General features: G+C 68.5%; 19 protein-coding genes. 14 read left to right on the top strand and 5 right to left on the bottom strand.

Going from position 1 to position 19834, the window contains the following annotated elements; genetic code table 11:
* Positions 1 to 395 precede the first annotated feature (395 nt).
* The 6 genes from EAE32_RS00995 (at position 396) to EAE32_RS01020 (ending at position 5806) form a co-directional block, all read left to right on the top strand.
* Complete coding sequence (locus EAE32_RS00995) at positions 396 to 1181, top strand: IclR family transcriptional regulator (protein WP_121863889.1); 786 nt, start codon at positions 396 to 398, stop codon at positions 1179 to 1181.
* Between the two features lie 175 nt (positions 1182 to 1356).
* Complete coding sequence (locus EAE32_RS01000) at positions 1357 to 2346, top strand: ABC transporter ATP-binding protein (RefSeq protein ID WP_243635525.1); 990 nt, start codon at positions 1357 to 1359, stop codon at positions 2344 to 2346.
* On the top strand, positions 2343 to 3098 hold the full coding sequence (locus tag EAE32_RS01005) for an ABC transporter permease (RefSeq protein ID WP_121863891.1): 756 nt from the start codon (positions 2343 to 2345) through the stop codon (positions 3096 to 3098). The genes EAE32_RS01000 and EAE32_RS01005 overlap by 4 nt, the downstream gene beginning before the upstream one ends.
* Before the next feature lie 10 nt (positions 3099 to 3108).
* Entirely contained in the window at positions 3109 to 3849 is a 741-nt protein-coding gene (locus tag EAE32_RS01010) for an ABC transporter permease (RefSeq protein ID WP_121863892.1), read from the top strand.
* A 2-nt stretch (positions 3850 to 3851) separates the two neighbouring features.
* Complete coding sequence (locus EAE32_RS01015; RefSeq protein WP_121863893.1) at positions 3852 to 5162, top strand: sensor histidine kinase; 1311 nt, start codon at positions 3852 to 3854, stop codon at positions 5160 to 5162.
* An 11-nt stretch (positions 5163 to 5173) separates the two neighbouring features.
* Complete coding sequence (locus EAE32_RS01020; protein ID WP_341537791.1) at positions 5174 to 5806, top strand: response regulator; 633 nt, start codon at positions 5174 to 5176, stop codon at positions 5804 to 5806.
* A gap of 221 nt (positions 5807 to 6027) precedes the next feature.
* On the opposite strand, the gene EAE32_RS01025 is transcribed toward EAE32_RS01020, so the two are convergent.
* A complete protein-coding gene (locus EAE32_RS01025) occupies positions 6028 to 6435 on the bottom strand; it encodes a hypothetical protein (RefSeq protein WP_124035142.1) in 408 nt (135 codons plus the stop codon).
* A gap of 330 nt (positions 6436 to 6765) precedes the next feature.
* Complete coding sequence (locus tag EAE32_RS01030; RefSeq protein ID WP_124035143.1) at positions 6766 to 7329, bottom strand: hypothetical protein; 564 nt, start codon at positions 7327 to 7329, stop codon at positions 6766 to 6768.
* Between the two features lie 395 nt (positions 7330 to 7724).
* Between EAE32_RS01030 and EAE32_RS01035 the strand changes: the two genes are divergently transcribed.
* The 6 genes from EAE32_RS01035 to fmdA all read left to right on the top strand — a co-directional run bounded on the left by EAE32_RS01035 (position 7725) and on the right by fmdA (position 15677).
* The gene (locus EAE32_RS01035) at positions 7725 to 9443 is read left to right on the top strand and encodes a urocanate hydratase (protein ID WP_121863897.1); all 1719 of its coding nucleotides are present in this window, start codon (positions 7725 to 7727) and stop codon (positions 9441 to 9443) included.
* Between the two features lie 113 nt (positions 9444 to 9556).
* A complete protein-coding gene (gene hutI, locus EAE32_RS01040) occupies positions 9557 to 10720 on the top strand; it encodes an imidazolonepropionase (RefSeq protein ID WP_121864740.1) in 1164 nt (387 codons plus the stop codon).
* Positions 10721 to 10837: 117 nt separating this feature from the next.
* Positions 10838 to 12157 (top strand): YjiH family protein, encoded by a 1320-nt coding sequence (locus tag EAE32_RS01045; protein WP_121863898.1) that lies wholly within the window; start codon positions 10838 to 10840, stop codon positions 12155 to 12157.
* A 78-nt stretch (positions 12158 to 12235) separates the two neighbouring features.
* The gene (gene hutH / locus EAE32_RS01050) at positions 12236 to 13798 is read left to right on the top strand and encodes a histidine ammonia-lyase (protein ID WP_121863899.1); all 1563 of its coding nucleotides are present in this window, start codon (positions 12236 to 12238) and stop codon (positions 13796 to 13798) included.
* A gap of 270 nt (positions 13799 to 14068) precedes the next feature.
* Entirely contained in the window at positions 14069 to 14362 is a 294-nt protein-coding gene (locus EAE32_RS01055; protein WP_121863900.1) for an FmdB family zinc ribbon protein, read from the top strand.
* Between the two features lie 58 nt (positions 14363 to 14420).
* Positions 14421 to 15677, top strand: coding sequence for a formamidase (gene fmdA / locus EAE32_RS01060; protein WP_121863901.1), 1257 nt, complete (start codon positions 14421 to 14423; stop codon positions 15675 to 15677).
* Between the two features lie 73 nt (positions 15678 to 15750).
* On the opposite strand, the gene EAE32_RS01065 is transcribed toward fmdA, so the two are convergent.
* From EAE32_RS01065 to EAE32_RS01075, 3 genes are read right to left on the bottom strand one after another with little or no spacing between them, the layout of a single operon-like run.
* Positions 15751 to 16470, bottom strand: coding sequence for a GntR family transcriptional regulator (locus EAE32_RS01065; protein WP_121845206.1), 720 nt, complete (start codon positions 16468 to 16470; stop codon positions 15751 to 15753).
* Positions 16467 to 16940, bottom strand: a complete 474-nt coding sequence (locus EAE32_RS01070; RefSeq protein WP_165860320.1) for a PTS sugar transporter subunit IIA — start codon at positions 16938 to 16940, stop codon at positions 16467 to 16469. The genes EAE32_RS01065 and EAE32_RS01070 overlap by 4 nt, the downstream gene beginning before the upstream one ends.
* Positions 16937 to 17167 (bottom strand): PTS sugar transporter subunit IIB, encoded by a 231-nt coding sequence (locus EAE32_RS01075; RefSeq protein WP_121845207.1) that lies wholly within the window; start codon positions 17165 to 17167, stop codon positions 16937 to 16939. The genes EAE32_RS01070 and EAE32_RS01075 overlap by 4 nt, the downstream gene beginning before the upstream one ends.
* A gap of 185 nt (positions 17168 to 17352) precedes the next feature.
* On the opposite strand from EAE32_RS01075, the gene EAE32_RS01080 reads away from it, so the two are divergent.
* Both EAE32_RS01080 and EAE32_RS01085 read left to right on the top strand, forming a co-directional pair.
* Positions 17353 to 18609, top strand: coding sequence for a PTS transporter subunit EIIC (locus EAE32_RS01080; protein WP_121863902.1), 1257 nt, complete (start codon positions 17353 to 17355; stop codon positions 18607 to 18609).
* The gene (locus EAE32_RS01085; RefSeq protein WP_121845209.1) at positions 18599 to 19828 is read left to right on the top strand and encodes an N-acetylglucosamine-6-phosphate deacetylase; all 1230 of its coding nucleotides are present in this window, start codon (positions 18599 to 18601) and stop codon (positions 19826 to 19828) included. The genes EAE32_RS01080 and EAE32_RS01085 overlap by 11 nt, the downstream gene beginning before the upstream one ends.
* Positions 19829 to 19834 lie beyond the last annotated feature (6 nt).

The raw sequence follows: 19834 nt of genomic DNA on the forward strand, positions 1-19834 counted from the left end.
GCGATGCCGCCTCCCCGGGCCGCCTCGCGGTGCTCGCGTGTGATCTGACTTACGTTTAGCTCCACACAAGCCCATCACCGGGGATCGCCGGGAGGGCCGACACCAGATATCGTCTGGTATTCCAGACACGCAGATCGTACGACACTCCGCGACGACGACGCCGCTCGCTGCCTTCTCGAAGCACGGCGCCGCACCTCGAGGACGGCCGGGGCCGGCTGTGGCGGAGCCAAGACGCGCGAGGTGCCGTCTCGGGCATCATCAGCGCCGCCGCATCACCGGCACTGGGCGAGACCTCGCTCACGCCGAGGGCTGCGGGCACCGCCTAAGTGCCGGGTGCGCGCGGGGTGACCGTGCGGCGTCGTCCGGCACGGCAACGACCAACGAAAGGGAACGCGATGACCGGGACCAAAGTCCCCGCGGCGCAGAACACGCTGCGGATCCTGCGGTTCCTGGCGTCGCGGAAGGGGCCGGTGGCGGCGTCGTCGATTGCGACGGCGCTGGAGCTGCCCCGGTCCAGCGTGTACCACCTGCTGACGGTGATGACGGAGCAGGGGTTCGTGGTGCACCTGCCCGAAGAGCGGCTGTACGGGCTGGGGATCGCGGCGTTCGAGCTGTCGTCGGCGTACACGCGGCAGGACCCGATGGCGCGGCTGGGTGAGCCGCTGCTGCGCGCGCTCGTGGACGCGGTGGGCGAGAACGCCCACCTGGCGGTGATGCACGGCCGGGACGTGGTCTACGTGGTGGAGGAACGGGCGCCGTACAAGCCGTCGCTGGTGACGAACGTGGGGGTGCGCATCCCGGCGCACCTCACGGCGAGCGGGCGCTCGATGCTCGCGGGCCTGCCTGCCGCGCAGGTGCGGGCGCTGTACCCGGACCGGGCCTCGTTCGCATCGCGGTGGGAGAGCACGGCGATCACGACGCCGGGTCAGCTGCGCGCGGAGCTGGAACGGACCCGTGAGCGCGGCTGGGCAGTCGAGGAGGGGGACGTGACGCCGAACTTCGCCTCCGTGGCAGTGGCGGCGCATGACCACCGGGGGCTGCCGATGGCGGGGGTGGCGCTGACGTTCCTGGGGCACAAGATCGACGACGAGCGGCGCGCGGAACTGGTGGGGCACGTGCGGCGGACCGCGGAGGCGCTGACGCGGCGGCTGCATGGGGCGGTGCCGGAAGTGGGCGGCTGATGGCACCCCCAGCGTGCAAAACGCTTCGATCTCTCTTGCACAGCTTTTGATACCCCGCAGCCCGGATCGGAAGACAGGTGTCATACCCTCCTGCACAAATCGCATGCGACGAGCACGGTCTACGCAATTGATAACCCTGGTTGGACGACCCGGCGTCCCATACACGCTGAAGTAGGTGGTGACCGATCAGCCGGCGACAGGAGTAGACGTGCATTCGGGAGTGCAATGGGCCATCCGCACAAGTGGGTTGACGAAGCAGTATCGCGGTGTACCAGTGGTCGACAAGGTTGACCTGACAGTAACGCCGCAGCAGGTGTTCGGGTTCCTAGGTCCGAACGGTGCGGGCAAATCAACCACGTTGAAGATGCTGCTGGGTCTCGCCCGCCCCACCTCAGGAACGGTCGAGGTGCTGGGTGAACAGTTCACGACCAGCTCGGCCAGAAAGATCTTGCCCCGCGTGGGATCGCTGATCGAATCGCCGTCGTTCTACGGGCACCTTTCGGGCAGGGAAAACCTGGACATCGTACGGCGCATCAAAGAGGTGCCGAAAGCGGAAGTCCGTCAAGCTCTGGAGACGGTGCGGCTCACCCATGCTGCGGACAAGCTCGCCCGTGAATACTCGCTGGGGATGAAACAGCGGCTCGGGATCGCGATGGCGCTGCTGGGCCGACCGGAGCTGTTGATTCTGGACGAACCAACCAATGGCCTGGACCCTGCGGGCATCCGCGAGATCCGCGAACTCATCAAGAGCCTGCCTCTCGCTCGCGAGCTGACGGTAGTCGTATCGAGCCACCTGCTGAGCGAGATCGAACAGATGGCGGACACGATCGGAATCATCGACCACGGCCATCTGCTCTACCAGGGGCCACTGTCGGGGCTTGAAGACGCCGGCCGTCTGGTGCTCACCACCGACGACGCTCAGCGCACGGCGGCGCTGCTCCGCTCCCAGGGATGGCAGGTCGAGGAGCTCCACGGGGCAGAGATCACATTGCCGGTGTATGCGGACAACCACGTCGCGCACCTGGTGAGCACGATCGTGAAGTCGGGAGTCGGCGTGCACCGGGTGGAGGTGCGCCGCCGGTCGCTGGAGGAAACATTCTTACGGATAACCGAACAGGCTCGGACGCAACGCGCCCAGATCGGGACGACGGGAAAGACGGCATGAAAGCAGTCCGGACTGAGCTCCTGAAGCTCAAACGCAAACGGCTGTGGCTGACAGTGCTTCTGGTGCTGGGGTTCGAGCTCTCGTGGATATGCGCTATGACCGCGATCTCGCTCGGCCGCGAGTTCCGGGCGCCCCGCGAGATGGGGTACCTGATCGGACAGACCTCGCAGGTGCACGCGATGTTCCTGCCCATCCTCATCACTGTGCTGGTATCACGACTGGCTGCCATGGAGCACGACGGGGCCATGATGCCGGTCCTGTTCGCCGCGAACCAGACCCGCAATTCTCTGTTCGCCGCAAAATACGTGTTGGCCTTTGGGGTTGCTACGTTCGCGTCGGTGTCGGTAGTGCTGACCGTCAGCGCGATTGGGGCGATGCACGACTTCCCCGCGGATGTGCCGCTGATGGGTTCTTGGCTTCTGGGCCTCGTACTGGCCGGCGTCGGTGTCACCGCCGTGCAACTCGTACTGGCGCTGCTGTTCGCCCGTCAGGTAGTGACGCTAACAGTGGGGATGATCGGGGGCCTGATCGGCTCGTTCGCCACCTTCGTACCACCAGCAGTGGGCGCGTTCATCCCGTGGCAGTACCCCGGCCTGGTCACACCAATCCGGCTCGACGTCGCAGACGGCGGGGTGATAGTCGGGTTCCCGCTGGTTGATCATCTCGGCCTGCTGGTTGCGGTAGTCACCGTGATCGGCATCGTGCTAGTCGGGGCCTGCCAGTTCGCATTCGTGCGCCGGACAACGAAGTAGGAGCGAAGTCATGTCAACCCTTGCCATCGAACGGCACAAATCCAAGTACCACTGGGTTCTGCTGAGCATCGCGGCTTTGCTCGTCATCCTCAATGCCGTCAACGGCATCGTGAACTACCTCCAGAACGTCGACATCTTCACGGCCCAGAATGTCTCCTGGCAGGCCATCTGGGGTCAGGGCGGACTGCTCTGGGCGATACTCTTCCTGCCGTGCCTGATTGCGCTGCGGGCAGCCTCCCTCACGCGCATGGAGCACGAAGGGTCGAACTGGCGCAGGCTCGCCTCTTACGGGGCTCATCTGCGTGCCTACCGAGGAAAGCTCGGGCTTCTTGCCGGGTTCACGCTCTACTGTCAGACGGTTTTCGTCATCGGCAATCTCGTGGCGAGCCTCCTGCTGGGGTTCTCGCTCACAGGCGCGGATATCACGGCGATGCTGGTCTGGGGTTTGATGGGTGCGCTTGGCGGCATGACGATCGCAGCGATCCAGCTCACCGCTGGCATCATCGTCCGGAGCTTTGCCACCACCCTCGCGATTGGGATCGTCGGCACGGTCGGGGGCCTCATGGTCACACTGCTGGCGCCGCCCCTGGAAGCGGTCTACCCCTACGCCCAACCGGGCGTGGGCTTGCGGGTGCGCACGATGGACTGGATGTCGGTCACGGGAGCCGTCGGCTTCCTTGTCTGGAACCTCGCGCTCATCTTTGTCGCGTCCCTCATCGGATCACTGGTGCTGCGTCGAAAGGAGTTCTGACAATGGCCCCGAGCGCTGCGAACATCACCGCGGTGGAACCGGTCACGGTCCCGCCACCTCGTCGAACCTGGCTCACGTCGCATCCCCTGGTGGTCGACGTCTTCGTCGCCATTGGCTACATCCTCCTGATGCTTCCAGGGGCCGTGCACGCACTCTTCTTCGACGCCGGGCCGGAGTGGGCGCGCGTCCTGGGGCTGGTCTCGACGATCGTCATCGGCGCAGTATTGCTCTTCCGTCGTCGCATGCCCATCACCGTTCTGGTGACCGCATTCGCGGTCGTGATGGTCAAGACCGTCGTGTGCGGTTTTGTTGATCCCCTCGGAGTCGCACTCGCCGCATATGCGGCGGGGGCTTTCGCGCCAGCTCGGCGAGCCTGGACTGCACTGCCGGCAGTTGCGGCCGGGACCGTCGTCACCGTGATCCTGGGAACGCCACCAGCACCTGAGCAGCGTATGACGTCCGCGACGACGCTGATCCTGTTGCTCTCAGCCTTCATCCCAGCCGCGCTGGTCGGGTTCCTGGTGCGCGCACGCTCAACTCTGCGCAGGTCCGAGCACGAAAGGTTCGTGCAGCGCGTCAACGAGCGGGTGCAGGCTGGCGAGCTGTCAGTGGCGCGTGAGCGCGCCGCTCTGTCACGAGAGATGCACGATGTCGTTGGGCACTCCCTGACCGCCATCATCAATCTCTCCGACGGCGCGCTCCGCGCCGGGGTCGTCAACCCCGATGCGCATGAAGAGGGCTTGCGCCGCATCAACATGATCGCCCGCGAAGCACTGGGTGAAACCCGCGTCATCCTGGATGAGCTCCGATCCGAGGGGGAAATAGGACCTCGCACTCCCGCCTCCCCTAGTGTGTCGGCCGGGATGCTCACCCATCCGACCGTCGGCCTGACGGGGAGCGGCGCATCTACGGCGGGAGCCACAGATTTTGGTCTCCGGGGACTCGTCGACACCGCCAGCAGCACGGGCCTTGCCGCCAGTCTCGTCGTGAACGGCGAACCTCGACCGGACCTCCTGACGGAGGAGGCACGGTGCGCCATCCATCGAATGGTGCAGGAGGCCTGCACCAACGCCATGCGTCACGCCCGCGAAGCAACCCGCCTCACAGTCACCCTGAGCTACGCACCGGATGCGGTGACCGTTCAGGTGCTCGATGACGGCCAGGGCCAAAGCGTGGCGAAGGCCGGCAATGGACTTCGCGGCATCCATGAGCGCGCAAACCAGATGGGCGGGGAGATGCACTGCGGGCCAGCACCAACCGGGGGCTGGCACGTTACCGTGGTCATTCCTATGAACCGGGAAAAGAGCCCATGACAATCAGAGTGATGCTCGTGGACGACAACGCCGACACCCGTTCCGGCTTCGCCATGACGCTCTCGGCCGAGCCTGACCTGAGCATCATCGCAGAAGCCGCCGATGGCCAGGAGGCCATCGGCGTCGCGATCGGTGCAGAGCCGGACGTGATTCTCATGGACGTACGCATGCCTCGCATGGACGGCATCGAAGCCACCAGGAGAATCACTGCCGCGGCCGTTTCGCCACGAGTGCTGATCCTCACCACCTACGATCTCGACCGGTATGCCTTCGATGGGCTCGCTGCCGGAGCAAGCGGTTTTCTCCTCAAGGACGCAACCCCCGATCAACTCGCTGCCGCAGTTCGAGCCGTCCACGAGGGTGACGCCGTCGTCACGCCGCGTATCACCCGGCGCATGCTGGAGGAAGGCCACCGGCCCATTCCAGCGGGAACAACAAGTGACAGTGGATTTGCCGCGCTCACCCCCAGAGAGCGTGACATTGCTCGAGCAATTGCCGAGGGACTTACGAATGCCGAGATCGCTGAAAGGTTCTTTCTCACCGGGGGAACCGTCAAGACTTACATCAACCGGATCCTGCGCAAGCTTGGCGCCCGCGATCGCGTGGAAATTGTCATCCGCGGGCTCCGTGCCGGTCTGGTCTGAGTTCGTGGTGGACCCGGTGTTCCCGTGCACCGCGCCCCGGACGAAATTCCGTCTGCCACTCGCGGAGATGCGGGCAAATTCAGTTTGTTCCCACTCGCACCGGGACGGCGCACCCCCTGCTCGAGCTGGCGGCCCACGACGAGATGAACGCGGCCGTCCTGTGAAGCGGTCGCGCCCTTCATGAGGTACTTACCGTCCTGAAGCGTCCGCCCTCTGGAGGACTACGCGACCCTGCTCCTCCAGGAGGAGTATTGCCGTAGGCCCTCGATGAACTTCCTGTTCGCAGTCGTTCCCGACCAGCGGGTGAAGTCGATGAGCACGATGAGCGGCTCTCCGGTCCGCAGCTCAACCACCACGGGTGCTCTCCATTTGCCGAACGCCCCGAAGCTGCCAAACTGACCCCGCGACCCCGCAGCCGTCATCCTGGTGTAGCTGTCCACGACCCTCCGCGAGATGCGCACCACCTCGTCAGGGCGAAGTCTTGTGAGTCCAGAGAAGTCCAGGTACTCACCGGACACCTGCACGGTCCCGGCATGAGGAAAGAGCTTGTCCTGTGCCGCCTTCGTTCGCACCGGATGCCCGGATTTTCGTGCCTCGATCTCGGATGGGGTGCCCGCGAGGTAATTCATGGTCTTCCGTTCGTTGCAGCCAACGGGGCGTGAGTCTTGTCCGCGAAAGCCCCGCGTGGCGCCACCTTCAGCCACGCGGGGCTCCCATCGGAACGTCAGGAAATTTTACGGAAGCGGGATCTCGCGATCTTGCCACCCATGTAGATTCCCACGAAAAAGTACAGTGGCGTACCGACGATAACCCACTCACATATTGCGTTTATCATGTGCTGCCCTTTTGAGGTTTCGAGTTTGGGTTGAATATCCAAAAAGCAATCCAACTACCAGCGCTCCCGCCGAAATAATCAGAGAGATGACAGCCAAAGATGACAACATGCCCATATTATACTCCTATTGGCAGAACTTCGAGTCAGCCCACGCACTGAGGGCGGAGAACGACCCGATCGAACCGGCGGCGAACCCCAGCTGTTCTGCGGTCATCTCAACGCCCGCAACGACCGCGATCTCCCCCGGCCCCAAGGTTGCGGCCAAGGCGAAAAGCCCCACTGCCCCTAGGCCCGTGATCGCAGTGGCGATGGTGATGCCGCACACGGACCGGTTGCCGTCGTAAGGCGTTTCGACCCTCAGTTGGCCTTTTTCTTTCGTGACAGTGATCTGCGCCTTGTCCGCGCCCGTGAAAGTAAGTTTTTGCCCCTCCTTCAAGGCCTTGATCTTGGCCGCCTGGGCCTGCACCTCCGGGGAGTTCTTCTGGGAAGCACCCTGTGCGTCGCTCGCACTCAGACTGGTGTTTGCGGGTTCAGCGGCTTGAGACGGCGCGGACCCGAGAAAGGAAATGGCGAGGGCCCCCATCGTGACACCCGCAAGGATGGGCTGCGCGATTCTTTTCGTGGCGGTGTGCATGTCTTGGCTCGCTCCGTTTCGCATGGACGATTCGTGGTGCTGTTCATCCAGCACAACATGGTCCCCAGGGCCCCACAATGGCCATGCGGCCAAACCTCTGCCCTCCGAAACGGGGACAAACATCCATTTCCCGGAACAACGACTTTCATGACCATCTCGAAGAGCTGAACTCCGGTCCGCCACGGGTGCCGGGCGCTGTGCGCCGGTGGGGACGCTCCCCTGCCCGGCACGGAAAGGCGAATGTCCCGCTCCTGAGATCCTCTGCGCCCCTACTGCTGCTTCACTGCAAATGGTCCTCAGCCACAGAGTCCCCGTCCGCCCCTGTCTGGCATCCCAGACACAACCCCCTCCAGAGCCCGTGACCCCCGTCACCGCCCGTGGTCCCATGTACTCATTCCCCGTCCGCGGCCGCACGCGCCCCGGACCGACCCGCACCAGGAGGACCCCTCATGGCACTGCCCAACGCCCGCCCCGTCCGCGCACCGCGCGGCACCGAGATCAGCGCCAAGAGCTGGCAGACCGAAGCTCCCATGCGCATGCTGATGAACAACCTGGACCCGGAGGTCGCGGAGCGCCCCGATGACCTCGTGGTCTACGGCGGCACCGGCCGTGCGGCCCGCAGCTGGGAGGCGTTCGACGCCATCGTGAAGACCCTCAAGGAGCTCGAGGACGACGAGACCCTGCTGGTCCAGTCCGGCAAGCCGGTGGGCGTGTTCCGCACCCACCAGTGGGCCCCTCGCGTGCTGATCGCCAACTCCAACCTGGTGGGCGACTGGGCCACGTGGCCGGAGTTCCGCAAGCTCGAGGACGAGGGCCTCATGATGTACGGCCAGATGACGGCTGGCTCCTGGATCTACATCGCCACGCAGGGCATCCTGCAGGGCACCTACGAGACGTTCTACGCCGTCGCCCGCAAGCTCTACGAGGAGGGCCGCCTGCAGGAGCCCACCCTCGCCGGCACCCTCACCATCACGGGCGGTTGCGGCGGCATGGGCGGCGCCCAGCCGCTGGCCGTGACGCTGAACGGCGGCGCGTGCCTCGTCGTCGACGTGGACGAGACGCGCCTGAAGCGTCGTCAGTCCAAGCGCTACCTTGACGAGGTGGAGACGGACCTGGACACCGCGCTCGCCAAGGTCAACGCCGCGAAGGCCGAGCGCCGCGCGCTGTCGGTCGGGTACGTGGGCAACGCCGCAGACGTGTTCCCGGAGCTGCTGCGCCGCCACCGCGCGGGTGAGATCACCGTCGACGTCGTCACGGACCAGACCTCCGCGCACGACCCCCTCTCCTACCTGCCCACCGAGTTCACCGTGGAGCAGTGGGACGCGGAGGCCAAGGCCGATCCCGTGGGCTTCACCAAGAAGGCCCAGGAGGCCATGGCCGCCCAGGTGCAGGCCATGGTGGAGTTCCAGGACGAGGGCGCCGAGGTCTTCGACTACGGCAACTCCATCCGCGACGAGGCCCGCCACGCCGGCTACACCCGCGCGTTCGAGTTCCCCGGCTTCGTCCCGGCGTACATCCGCCCGCTGTTCTGCGAGGGTCTCGGCCCGTTCCGCTGGGTCGCGCTCTCCGGCGATCCCAAGGACATCGAGGTCACGGACGCCGCCATCAAGGAGCTCTTCCCGGACAACAAGCACCTGCACGAGTGGATCGACGCCGCCCAGGAGCACGTGGAGTTCGAGGGCCTGCCCGCGCGCATCTGCTGGCTGGGCTACGGCGAGCGCCACAAGGCCGGGATGCTCTTCAACCAGCTGGTGGCCGAGGGCAAGGTCTCCGCGCCCATCGTGATCGGCCGTGACCACCTGGACTCCGGTTCGGTGGCCTCCCCCTACCGCGAGACCGAGTCCATGAAGGACGGCTCGGACGCCATCGCGGACTGGCCGCTGCTCAACGCGCTCACCGCCGCGTCCTCGGGCGCCACCTGGGTCTCCATCCACCACGGCGGCGGCGTGGGCATCGGCCGTTCCATCCACGCGGGGCAGGTCTCCGTGGCGGACGGCACCGAGCTCGCCGCTCAGAAGCTCGAGCGCCTGCTCACCAACGACCCCGGCATGGGCGTGATCCGCCACGCGGACGCCGGCTACGAGCGCGCCGTGGAGGTCGCGGACGAGCGCGGGGTCAACATCCCCATGCACAACGACCTCGCGGCCACCCGCCAGGCGGACCAGTGACCGGCCACGCCCCCGCAGGCCGGGACGACGACGCCGCACGCGGCCACCGCGCCGACGGTCACCCGGGCGCGCAGGCGCCCCCGGCGGCGTCGTCCGCTGGTGGCTCCGAGCTCATCACCGGCATTGGCGAGCTGCACACCGTGGACCCCGCCCGCGGTGCGGACTCCGTGCTCACGGAAGCGGCCGTCGTCGTCGAGAACGGGCTGATCGCGTGGGTGGGCCGCGCGTCCGAGGCGCCCGCCGCAGACCGCGCGACGGACGTGGAGGGCCGCGCGGTCCTGCCCGGCTGGGTGGACTCGCACACGCACCTGGTGTTCGCCGGGGACCGCGGCGCCGAATTCGCCGCACGTATGGCCGGTGAGGCATACGCGGCGGGTGGCATCGGCGTGACCACGAACGCGACCCGCGAGGCCGGCGACGAGACCCTGCGCGGCCTCGTGGCCGGGCGGGTGCGGGACGCCGTGGCCGGTGGCACCACGTACCTGGAGACCAAGACGGGCTACGGCCTGGACGTGGAGCAGGAGCTGCGCGCCGCGCGGATCGCCGCCGACGCCGCGGACGAGGTCACGTTCCTGGGCGCCCACCTGGTGCCCGAGGGCGCGGACCCGGACGACTACGTGGAGACCGTGTGCGGACCCATGCTCCAGGCCGTGCGCCCGCACGTGCAGTGGGCGGACGTGTTCTGCGAGCGCGGTGCGTTCACCCCGGAGCAGTCCCGCCGCGTGCTGGAGGCGTGCCGGGACGCGGGGCTCGGGCTGCGCGTGCACGGCAACCAGATCGGCCCCGGTGAGGGCGTGGCCCTGGCCGTGGAGCTGGGTGCGGCGTCCGTGGACCACTGCAACTTCCTCTCGGACGAGGACGTGGCGGCGCTGGCCGGCTCGGCCACCGTGGCCACGGTCCTGCCCGCGTGCGACCTCTCCACCAGGGCGCCGCTGGCCCCCGCCCGGAAGCTGCTGGACGCCGGGGCCACGGTGGCCATCGCGTCCAACTGCAACCCGGGGACCAGCTACACCACGTCCATGAACTTCTGCGTGGCCACCGCCGTGCTGCAGATGGAGCTCACGGTGGAGGAGGCCGTCCGGGCCGCGACGCTCGGTGGCGCGAAGGCGCTGCGCCGGGACGTCTCCGCCCCGGACCGCCCCGCCGTGGGCCACCTGGCCGTGGGCACCCGCGCAGACCTGCACGTCCTGGACGCACCCGCCGCGGTGCACCTGGCCTACCGCCCCGGCATGCCCCTCACGTGGGGCGTGTGGCGGGCGGGCCGCCGGGAGGTCTGACCGCGCTGAGTGGCCCGGGGTCATCCGATCCCGGGCCGCCCGCAGGCCACCCCTGCCTGCTGAACGCCCTGCTGGGCACGAGCCCCGCCCCTGAACCACTCGTCACGAGGATGTGAGATGAGCACGCTCCAGGAACCCGCGCGCACCAACCGCGCCGATGTGCTGCGCTTCGTGCTGTACAGCGCCATCGGCATCTTCATGTTCTTCGTCCCCGTCACGCTCGGCGGCAAGAGCACGATTCCGCTGGACCACATCGTCACGTGGCTGCGGGAGAACGTGGGCGCCGCCGTGCCCTACTACGCGCTGGCAGTGATCCTCGCGGGCGCGGTGTACCCGTTCGTCACGGGCGCCTGGCGGGCTTCGCCGGTGAAGACGGTGTTCGCCTTCCTGAACATCCTGGGCCTGGTGGTGGGCTGCGCCCTGGTGTTCGGCGTGGGCCCGGACTGGCTCATGGCCAAGGACATGGGCCCGTTCCTCTTCAACTCCCTGGTCATCCCTGTGGGGCTCATCGTGCCCATTGGCGCCGTGTTCCTGGCCCTGCTGATCGGCTACGGACTCATGGAGTTCATCGGGGTGTTCCTGCAGCCGGTCATGCGTCCCGTGTGGCGCACTCCGGGGCGTTCGGCCATCGACGCCGTGGCGTCCTTCGTGGGCAGCTACTCCCTGGCGCTGCTGCTCACCGACCGCGTGTACCGCGAGGGCCGCTACACCGCACGGGAGGCGGTCATCATTGCCACGGGCTTCTCCACCGTGTCCGCGAGCTTCATGGTGATCGTGGCCAAGGCCCTGGACCTCATGGACCACTGGCTGCTCTACTTCTGGCTGGCCCTGGTGGTCACGTTCCTGGTCACCGCCATCACGGTGCGGATCCCCCCGCTGAGCCGCATTCCGGACGATCCCTACCCCGGCGTCGAACACCAGCCGGAGAAACTGGTCACCGGTCGGCGCTTCCACCATGCCTGGGCCGAGGCCCGCGAGGCGCTGCACACCGCCCCGAGTCTCGGGCGGAACGTGTGGGACAACCTCAGGGACGGGTTGAAGATGGCCATGTCCATCCTCCCCTCGATCCTCTCGATCGGTCTGATCGGGCTGGTGCTGGCCCGCTACACCCCGATCTTCGACTGGCTGGGGTATCTGTTCGTACCGTTCACCTGGGTCGTGGGACTGCCGGAGCCGCTGCTGGCGGGCAAGGCGTCGGCCACCGGGATTGCGGAGATGTTCCTCCCCGCCACCCTCGTGGCCGGGCAGGAGTCCCTCACGCTGCGCATGGTGATTGCCATCGTGTGCGTCTCCGCGATCATCTTCTTCTCCGCGCTCGTCCCCTCCATCCTGGCCACCGAGATCCCGGTCTCGATCAGGTCACTGGTGGTCATCTGGTTCGAGCGCGTGGCCCTCACCATCCTCATCGCCACTCCCCTGGTGCGACTGCTCACCTAGCTCACGGCCCCTGCGCCGCGCGTGCACCGCCCTGACAGACTTCTCGCCAACCACCACCGACCGGAAGGACCCCTCCCCATGACCACGTTCGACACCGACCTGCCCACCACCGTGCAGCTGGGCTCGTCCGGCGCGACCGTCGCGGACGTCGTCGCCGTCGCCCGCCACGACGCCCGGGTGGAGCTCACCCACGAAGCCCGCGAGCACGTGGCGACGGTGCGCCGCCACATCGACGAGCTGGCGGCGTCGGACGTGCCCGCGTACGGCATCTCCACCGGCTTCGGCGCGCTGGCCAACAAGCACATCCCCCTGGAGAAGCGCACGCGGCTGCAGAAGTCCCTGGTGCGCTCCCACGCCGCGGGCACCGGCCCGGTGGTGGAGCGGGAGGTGGTGCGGGCGCTGATGTTCCTGCGCGCCAAGACCCTGGCCTCGGGGCACACGGGCATCCGCGTGGAGACCCTGGAGACCATGCTGGCCGTGCTCAACGCGGGCATCACCCCGGTGGTCCACGAGTTCGGCTCCCTGGGCTGCTCGGGTGACCTGGCACCGCTCGCGCACTGCGCCCTGGTGCTCATGGGCGAGGGCCGCGCCACCGGGCCCGACGGCGCGGAACGTCCCGTCCCCGAGCTGCTCGCCGAGGCCGGCATCCAGCCCGTGACCCTGGCCGAGAAGGAGGGCCTGGCCCTCATCAACGGCACGGACGGCATGCTGGGCCAGCTCATCATGGCGCTGGCGGACCTGCAGAACCTGCTCACCGCCGCGGACATCACCGCCGCGTTCTCCGTGGAGGGCCTGCTGGGCACGGACCGCGTGTTCGTCCCCGAGCTGCACGAGCCGCTGCGCCCCCACCCCGGCCAGAAGAATGCCGCCGCGAACATGCTCAAGGTGCTGGAGGGCTCCGGCATCGTGGCCTCCCACCGCGTGGGTGACGACCGCGTGCAGGACGCCTACTCCCTGCGCTGCGCCCCCCAGGTGGCGGGCGGCAGCCGGGACACCGCGGCGTACGCCCTGACCGTCGCGCAGCAGGAGCTCGCCGCGGCCGTGGACAACCCCGTGGTCCTGGACGACGGCACCGTGAGCTCCAACGGCAACTTCCACGGCGCCCCCGTGGCGTACGTGCTGGACTTCCTGGCCATCCCCATTGCGGACCTGGCGTCCATGTCCGAGCGCCGCACCGACCGCATGCTGGACCCGGCCCGCTCCCACGGCCTGCCCCCGTTCCTCGCGGAGGACCCCGGCACGGACTCCGGGCTGATGATCGCGCAGTACACCCAGGCGGGTCTCGTCTCGGACATGAAGCGCCTCGCGGCGCCGGCCTCCGTGGACTCCATCCCCAGCTCCGCCATGCAGGAGGACCACGTGTCCATGGGCTGGCACGCGGCCCGCAAGCTGCGCCAGGCCGTGCTGAACCTGCGCCGGGTGCTCGCCATCGAGCTGCTCACCTCCACCCGCGCGATCGCCCTGCGCGCGCCCCTGGAACCGGGCGCGGCGGCATCGGCGGTCATTGCGGACCTGGACGGCCGCGTGGGCGCGCCCGGCGAGGACCGCTTCATGGCACCGGAGATCGAGGCCGCCGAGGACTACGTGGCCTCGGGGCGCCTGGTGCGCACGGTCGAGTCCGCGGTGGGCCCGCTGAACTGACGCGCGGCGGCGGGGCACGACGACGCCGGCCGGGCGCCGCCCTGCCCCGCCTCCCGCCCGCGCGGAGCCGGGGACGACGCCGCCGCGACGGCTCGCGCGCCCGGCGCACCGTGCGGCGTCGTCGCCTGATTCCCAGGTGTGGAAGCGCCCGTTTCGCGGCTCGCTTGCGTGGTGGTTCTACACCTCAGAGTGGCGGGCCGCGGCGCACAAGACCTCTGTTCCCCGCAAACCCCCGGCTGTATCGTGGCTCACATGCGAAGGGAGCGGCACATGCCCGTCTACGAGTTCCGGTGCGAGGCCTGCGGGCCCTTCGACGCGCACCATGCCATGGCGCAGGTCCCGCGCGCGCAGGCCTGCCCCGCGTGCGGCGCGGCCGCCCGGCGCGTGTTCTCCGCCGTGGGCCTGTCCCGCGCGAACTCCCCGCGCGCACGCGCCATCGACGACGCCGCCCGCACGGCTGACGCGCCCGACGTCGTCCGATCCGTGCCCCGGCAGGCAGGCGCCCCGGGAGCAGCACCCCGGGTCTCCCGCGACCCCCGGCACGCGAAGCTGCCGCGGCCGTAGCATCCCCGCACTGCCGCGCGGGAACCGCCCGCGGGGCTCTCCAGAAAGGTCACGGACCATGCCAGAAGTGATTTTCCCGCTGGACTCCACCAAGCCCTTCACCGAGCAGAAGCTCACCGGACACAACCGCTGGCACCCGGACATCCCGCCCGTGGCCACGCTCAAGCGCGGGGAGAGCTACCGGATCGACTGCCGCGAGTGGTTCGACGGCGCGATCGTCAACGACGACTCCGCGGACGACATCCGGGACGCTCCCCTCAACAAGGTGCACGCGCTGTCCGGGCCGTTCCGGATCGAGGGCGCGGAGCCCGGGGACCTGCTGATCGTGGACATCCTGGACGTGGGACCGATCCCGCAGGAGGAGGGGCCGCTGGCCGGTCAGGGCTGGGGGTACACCGGGATCTTCGCGCAGAAGAACGGCGGCAGCTTCCTGGTGGACCAGTTCCCGGACGCGTACAAGGCCGTGTGGGACTTCCGGGGCGGCGAGTGCACCTCCCGCCACATCCCCGGTGTGAAGTTCACGGGCATGGTGCACCCGGGCCTGATGGGCACCGCACCGTCCGCGGAGCTGCTGAGGAAGTGGAACAAGCGTGAGGAGGACCTGATCGCCACCGATCCGCAGCGCGTGCCCCCGCTGGCCCTGCCGCCCGAGCCGGACTCCGCGATCCTGGGCTCGCTGAGCGGCGCGGAGTTCGACCGTGTGGCCGGGGAGGCCGCCCGCACCGCTCCCCCGCGGGAGAACGGCGGCAACCAGGACATCAAGAACTTCACCAAGGGCTCCCGCGTGTTCTACCCCGTGTACGTCTCCGGCGGGCACCTGTCCGTGGGTGACCTGCACTTCTCCCAGGGGGACGGCGAGATCACGTTCTGCGGCGGCATCGAGATGAGCGGTTTCATCGACATCCACGTGGACGTCATCAAGGGCGGCATGGAGGCCTACGGGGTCACCGAGAACGCCATCTTCATGCCCGGTCGCAACGGCCCCGTGTACTCCGAGTGGCTCGCGTTCTCCGGGACCTCCGTGACCCTGGAGGGTGAGCAGCGCTACCTCGACTCGCAGCTGGCCTACCAGCGCGCGATCCTGCACGCCATCGACTACCTCGCCAAGTTCGGGTGGTCCAAGGAGCAGGCGTACCTGCTGCTCGGTGCGGCACCCATCGAGGGCCGCTTCTCCGGCGTGGTGGACATCCCCAACTCGTGCGCCACGGTGTACCTGCCCACGGAGATCTTCGATGTGGACATCCGCCCCTCCGCGGGCGGACCCGCGCAGGTGGACCCGGGCATGGGTGCCCCGCGCTCGATGAACCCGGCCTGACCCCGGCCCACCCTCCACGGTGAGAGGGGCCCGACGACGCTCGTGGGCGACGTCGGGCCCCTCGCCTTCCCCGTCAGCTTTGGGAGGAGACGGTCAGACGCATCGAGAGCTGGTAGCGGTCTGCCCGGTAGGTGGAGACGCAGTACTCGATGGGCGTCGAGTCCGAGAAGGAGCGCCGACGGAACAGCAGCACGGGGGACCCGTCGTCGATGTCGAGCCACTGCGCCATCTCTGCGGATGCCGACGCCGCCTCCACCGTCTGCTCCACGTGGGTCACCGGGTGGCCCTGGGCGGCCAGGAACCCGTACAGGGAACCCGAGAGGTCCGCGGCGGAAAGACCGGGCAGCAGGTGCCCCGGGAGCCACGACTCGTCCACGCTCACGGGCTGGCCGTCGGCGAGGCGCAGCCGCCGCAGCAGGTGGACCTCCGCCGGCTCTGGAACCTGCAGGTGGGCAGCCGCCGCCCCGCCCGGGTGTTCGGGCCCGGCGGTGATGATGCGTGTGGTGGGTCGGTGCCCGGCCGAGAGCATGTCCTCGTTGAAGGAGGCGAGGTGCAGATCGGAGCGCACCCGTCCGTGGGACACGAAAGTGCCCTTTCCCTTGACCCGAACCAGCACGCCCTCTCCGACCAGGTCCGAGATGGCCCGGCGGACGGTGATGCGCGAGACGCCCAGCTGCTCCTCGAGCACGCGCTCCCCGGGCAGCTTGTCCCCGGGGCGCAGCTCGCGGGTGGCCAGGGCCCGGAGGTGGTGCCGGATGCGCTCGTGCTTCAGCTCCGGGCCGTGGGGCGTCACAGGGACACGGCGAAGAGGTCCTGACCCGCCATGACGTCCTCGTCCTGTGACCGCGCGGTGATGGCATCCTCCGCGGCATCCAGCACCACCACGGGGCAGCACGCGCTCAGACCCGCCTCCCGGACGACGGTCAGGTCCACGTCCATCAGAGGATCCCCGGCGTGCACCTGATCACCCTTGGCCACGCGCACGGTGAAACCGTTGCCCTCGAGCTTCACGGTGTCGATCCCCAGGTGCACCAGCACTCCCGCTCCGGAGGGAGCCTGGACCACGAACGCGTGGGGCATGACCTTGAGCATCCGCCCGGACACGGGGGCCACCACGGTCACGGAGTGCTCAGAGGTCGGAGGCTCCAGGGCGACCCCGTGTCCCACCATCCCCTGGGCGAAGACGGGATCAGGCACCTCGGAGAGCGGCACCAGCTTCCCGGACAGCGGCGCCCGGACGACCAGCGCGCCCGGGGTGTTCACAGCAGGTCCTGAATGTCCTCGGCCAAGCTCTCGGCCTCCGGACCCACGACCACCTGGACCACCGTGCCCGCCGCCATGACACCGTGCGCGCCGAGGGCCTTCAGGGTTGCCTGGTCCACCAGGGAGGGGTCGGACACCTCGGTGCGCAGGCGCGTGATGCACCCCTCGATCTCCTCCACGTTCTGCGCGCCACCCAGTGCGGCAAGGATCTGTTCGGCCTTGGACATCGTGTCTCCTCGGTGTCTCCGGACGCACGGACCCGCGGGACCGCACGGAGCGGTCCATCCCACGGTTGACAAGCGCTCGCCCGCACATCACAGTGATGGTCATCACTGGTTATAACCAGTGTTCACGACACTACTGATTCCCGGCACCGGGGACAAGCGTGCTCCCGGGAGAAAACGAGGCCCCCATGACCGCGGAGAACACCCCCGCCGCCGGCAGCGCGCCGGCCACCGGCGCAGCCAAACCCAAGCGCAGCGGCAAGTCCCTCCAGAACCTGCAGCGCTTCGGGCGGAGCCTCATGCTGCCCATTGCGGCGCTGCCCGCGGCGGCACTCCTCCTGCGCCTGGGGCAGGACGACCTGCTGGGGAGCATCGGGTGGTTCGCCACCGCGGCGCACGTGATCAGCGCCGCCGGTGGGGCCCTGTTCGACAACCTCCCCCTGATCTTCGCCGTCGGCATCTCCTTCGGCTTCGCCCGCAAGGGCGACGGCTCCACCGCCCTCGCCGCGGTGGTGGGCTACCTGGTGATGACCAACGTCTTCGAGGCCATGACCCCCCTGGTGCTCGGCACGGCAGAGGTGGCGGGCAAGGCCCCGAAGATCGACTACGGCGTGCTGGCGGGCATCATCATGGGTCTCACCACGGCGCTGATCTGGCAGCGCTTCCACCGCACCAAGCTTCCCGACTGGCTGGGCTTCTTCTCCGGGCGGCGCCTGGTACCCATCCTCACCGCGGTGGCGGCCATCCTGATCGGCGTGGTGCTGGCGTTCATCTATCCCCTCTTTGACCGTGGCCTGACCTCGGTGGGCCACGCGGTCTCCGAGAACGCCGTGGTGGGCAGCGGTCTCTATGGATTCCTCAACCGGATGCTGATCCCCCTGGGTCTGCACCACATCCTGAACTCCATCGTGTGGTTCATCCTCGGCGACTACAACGGTGCGCACGGCGACCTCAACCGGTTCTTCGCCGGGGACCCCTCCGCCGGTGTGTTCATGACCGGGTTCTTCCCCATCATGATGTTCGCCCTGCCTGCCGCAGCGCTGGCCATCTGGCAGGAAGCCCGCCCCGAGCAGAAGAAGGTGGTGGGCGGCATCATGCTCTCCACCGGGCTCACCGCGTTCCTCACCGGCATCACCGAGCCGCTCGAGTTCTCCTTCATGTTCGTGGCCTGGCCGCTCTACATCATCCACGCCGTGCTCATGGGCTCGTCCATGATGCTCACCAACGCCCTGGGCATCCACGACGGCTTCGGATTCTCCGCAGGAGCGATCGACTACGTGCTGAACCTCGGGATCGCCACCAAACCCCTGCTGCTGATCCCCATCGGGCTGGGCTACGCGGTGGTCTACTACGTGCTCTTCCGCTTCGTGATCCGCCGCTGGAACCTCAAGACCCCGGGTCGTGAGGACGACGCCGCGGCCACGGAGGACACGCATGTCGCCTGATCCCGTGCTCACCCCCCGCGACGTTCCCGCGAGCGCACCCTGGGCACTGCGGGGCGAGCTCTGCACGGGTCTGCCCGGTGAGCCCACGGTGCGGGACGGTCTGGTGGTGGTCGAGGGCGAGCACATCGCATGGTGCGGTCCCGCCGACGACGCCCCCGCCGCCCTGCGCGACGCCGCCCGGCGGGTTCCCCTGGTGCTGCCCGGCCTGGTGGACGTGCACTGCCACGGCGGTGCGGGTGCCACGTTCTCGGCGGACGTCCCCGGGAGCCTCCGCGCGGCCCGCCACCACGCGGCCCACGGCACCACGTCGGTGCTGGCGTCGCTGGTCTCCGCGCCGTCGGACGTGCTGCTGGAGCAGATCCGGGCGCTGCGCCCCCTCGTGCAGCGCGGGGACCTCACGGGGCTGCACCTGGAAGGGCCGTTCATCACGGAGTCCATGTGCGGTGCCCAGGATCCGCACGCGATCATCCCCGGGGATCCGCAACTGCTGGAGCAGTGGCTGCGGGAGGGCCAGGGAACCGTGCGGTCCATGACCCTGGCGCCGGAGACCCCGCGCTTCTCCGAGCTCGTGGCACTGTGCCGAGCGTACGGTGTCGTGCCCTCCATCGGGCACACCGCCGCAACGGCCGCCCAGACCCACGACGCCCTCGCCGCGGACCTCACGGGCGGCACCTGGACCGCAACTCATCTCTTCAACCGGATGCCCGCCCTGGACCACCGCACGCCGGGGCCCGTGCCCGTGCTCCTGGAGAACGCTCGCGAGGACCCGGAGTCCATGGTTCTGGAGCTGATCGCGGACGGCGTGCACCTGGACCCGGAGATCGTGCGCATGGTCTTCTCCCTGGTGGGCTCCGAGGCCGTCGCGCTGATCACCGATGCCATGGCGGCTGCGGGCATGGCGGACGGGCACTACACGCTCGGTACGCTGAAGGTGGGCGTGAGCGGCGGCGTCGCCCGCCTGGATCCGGACCAGCCCGGTTCCACGGACGGTGCCATCGCAGGGGGAACCAGCCGGCTGATCGAGGGCGTGCGGAACTGCGTCGACTGGGGCATCCCCCTGCCGTGCGCCGTGACCGCGGCGTCGTGGACCCCGGCCCGCGCCCTGGGTCTCGACGACGTCGGCCACCTGGGTGCCGGGGCCCGCGCGGACCTGGTGGTCGCCGGACAGGACCTGACGGTCGGAACCGTGGTCAAGAACGGCGCACCCGTCACCGAGTGAGGAGCG

The organism is Kocuria tytonicola, assembly GCF_003687175.1.
Taxonomy (GTDB): Bacteria; Actinomycetota; Actinomycetes; order Actinomycetales; family Micrococcaceae; genus Kocuria; species Kocuria tytonicola.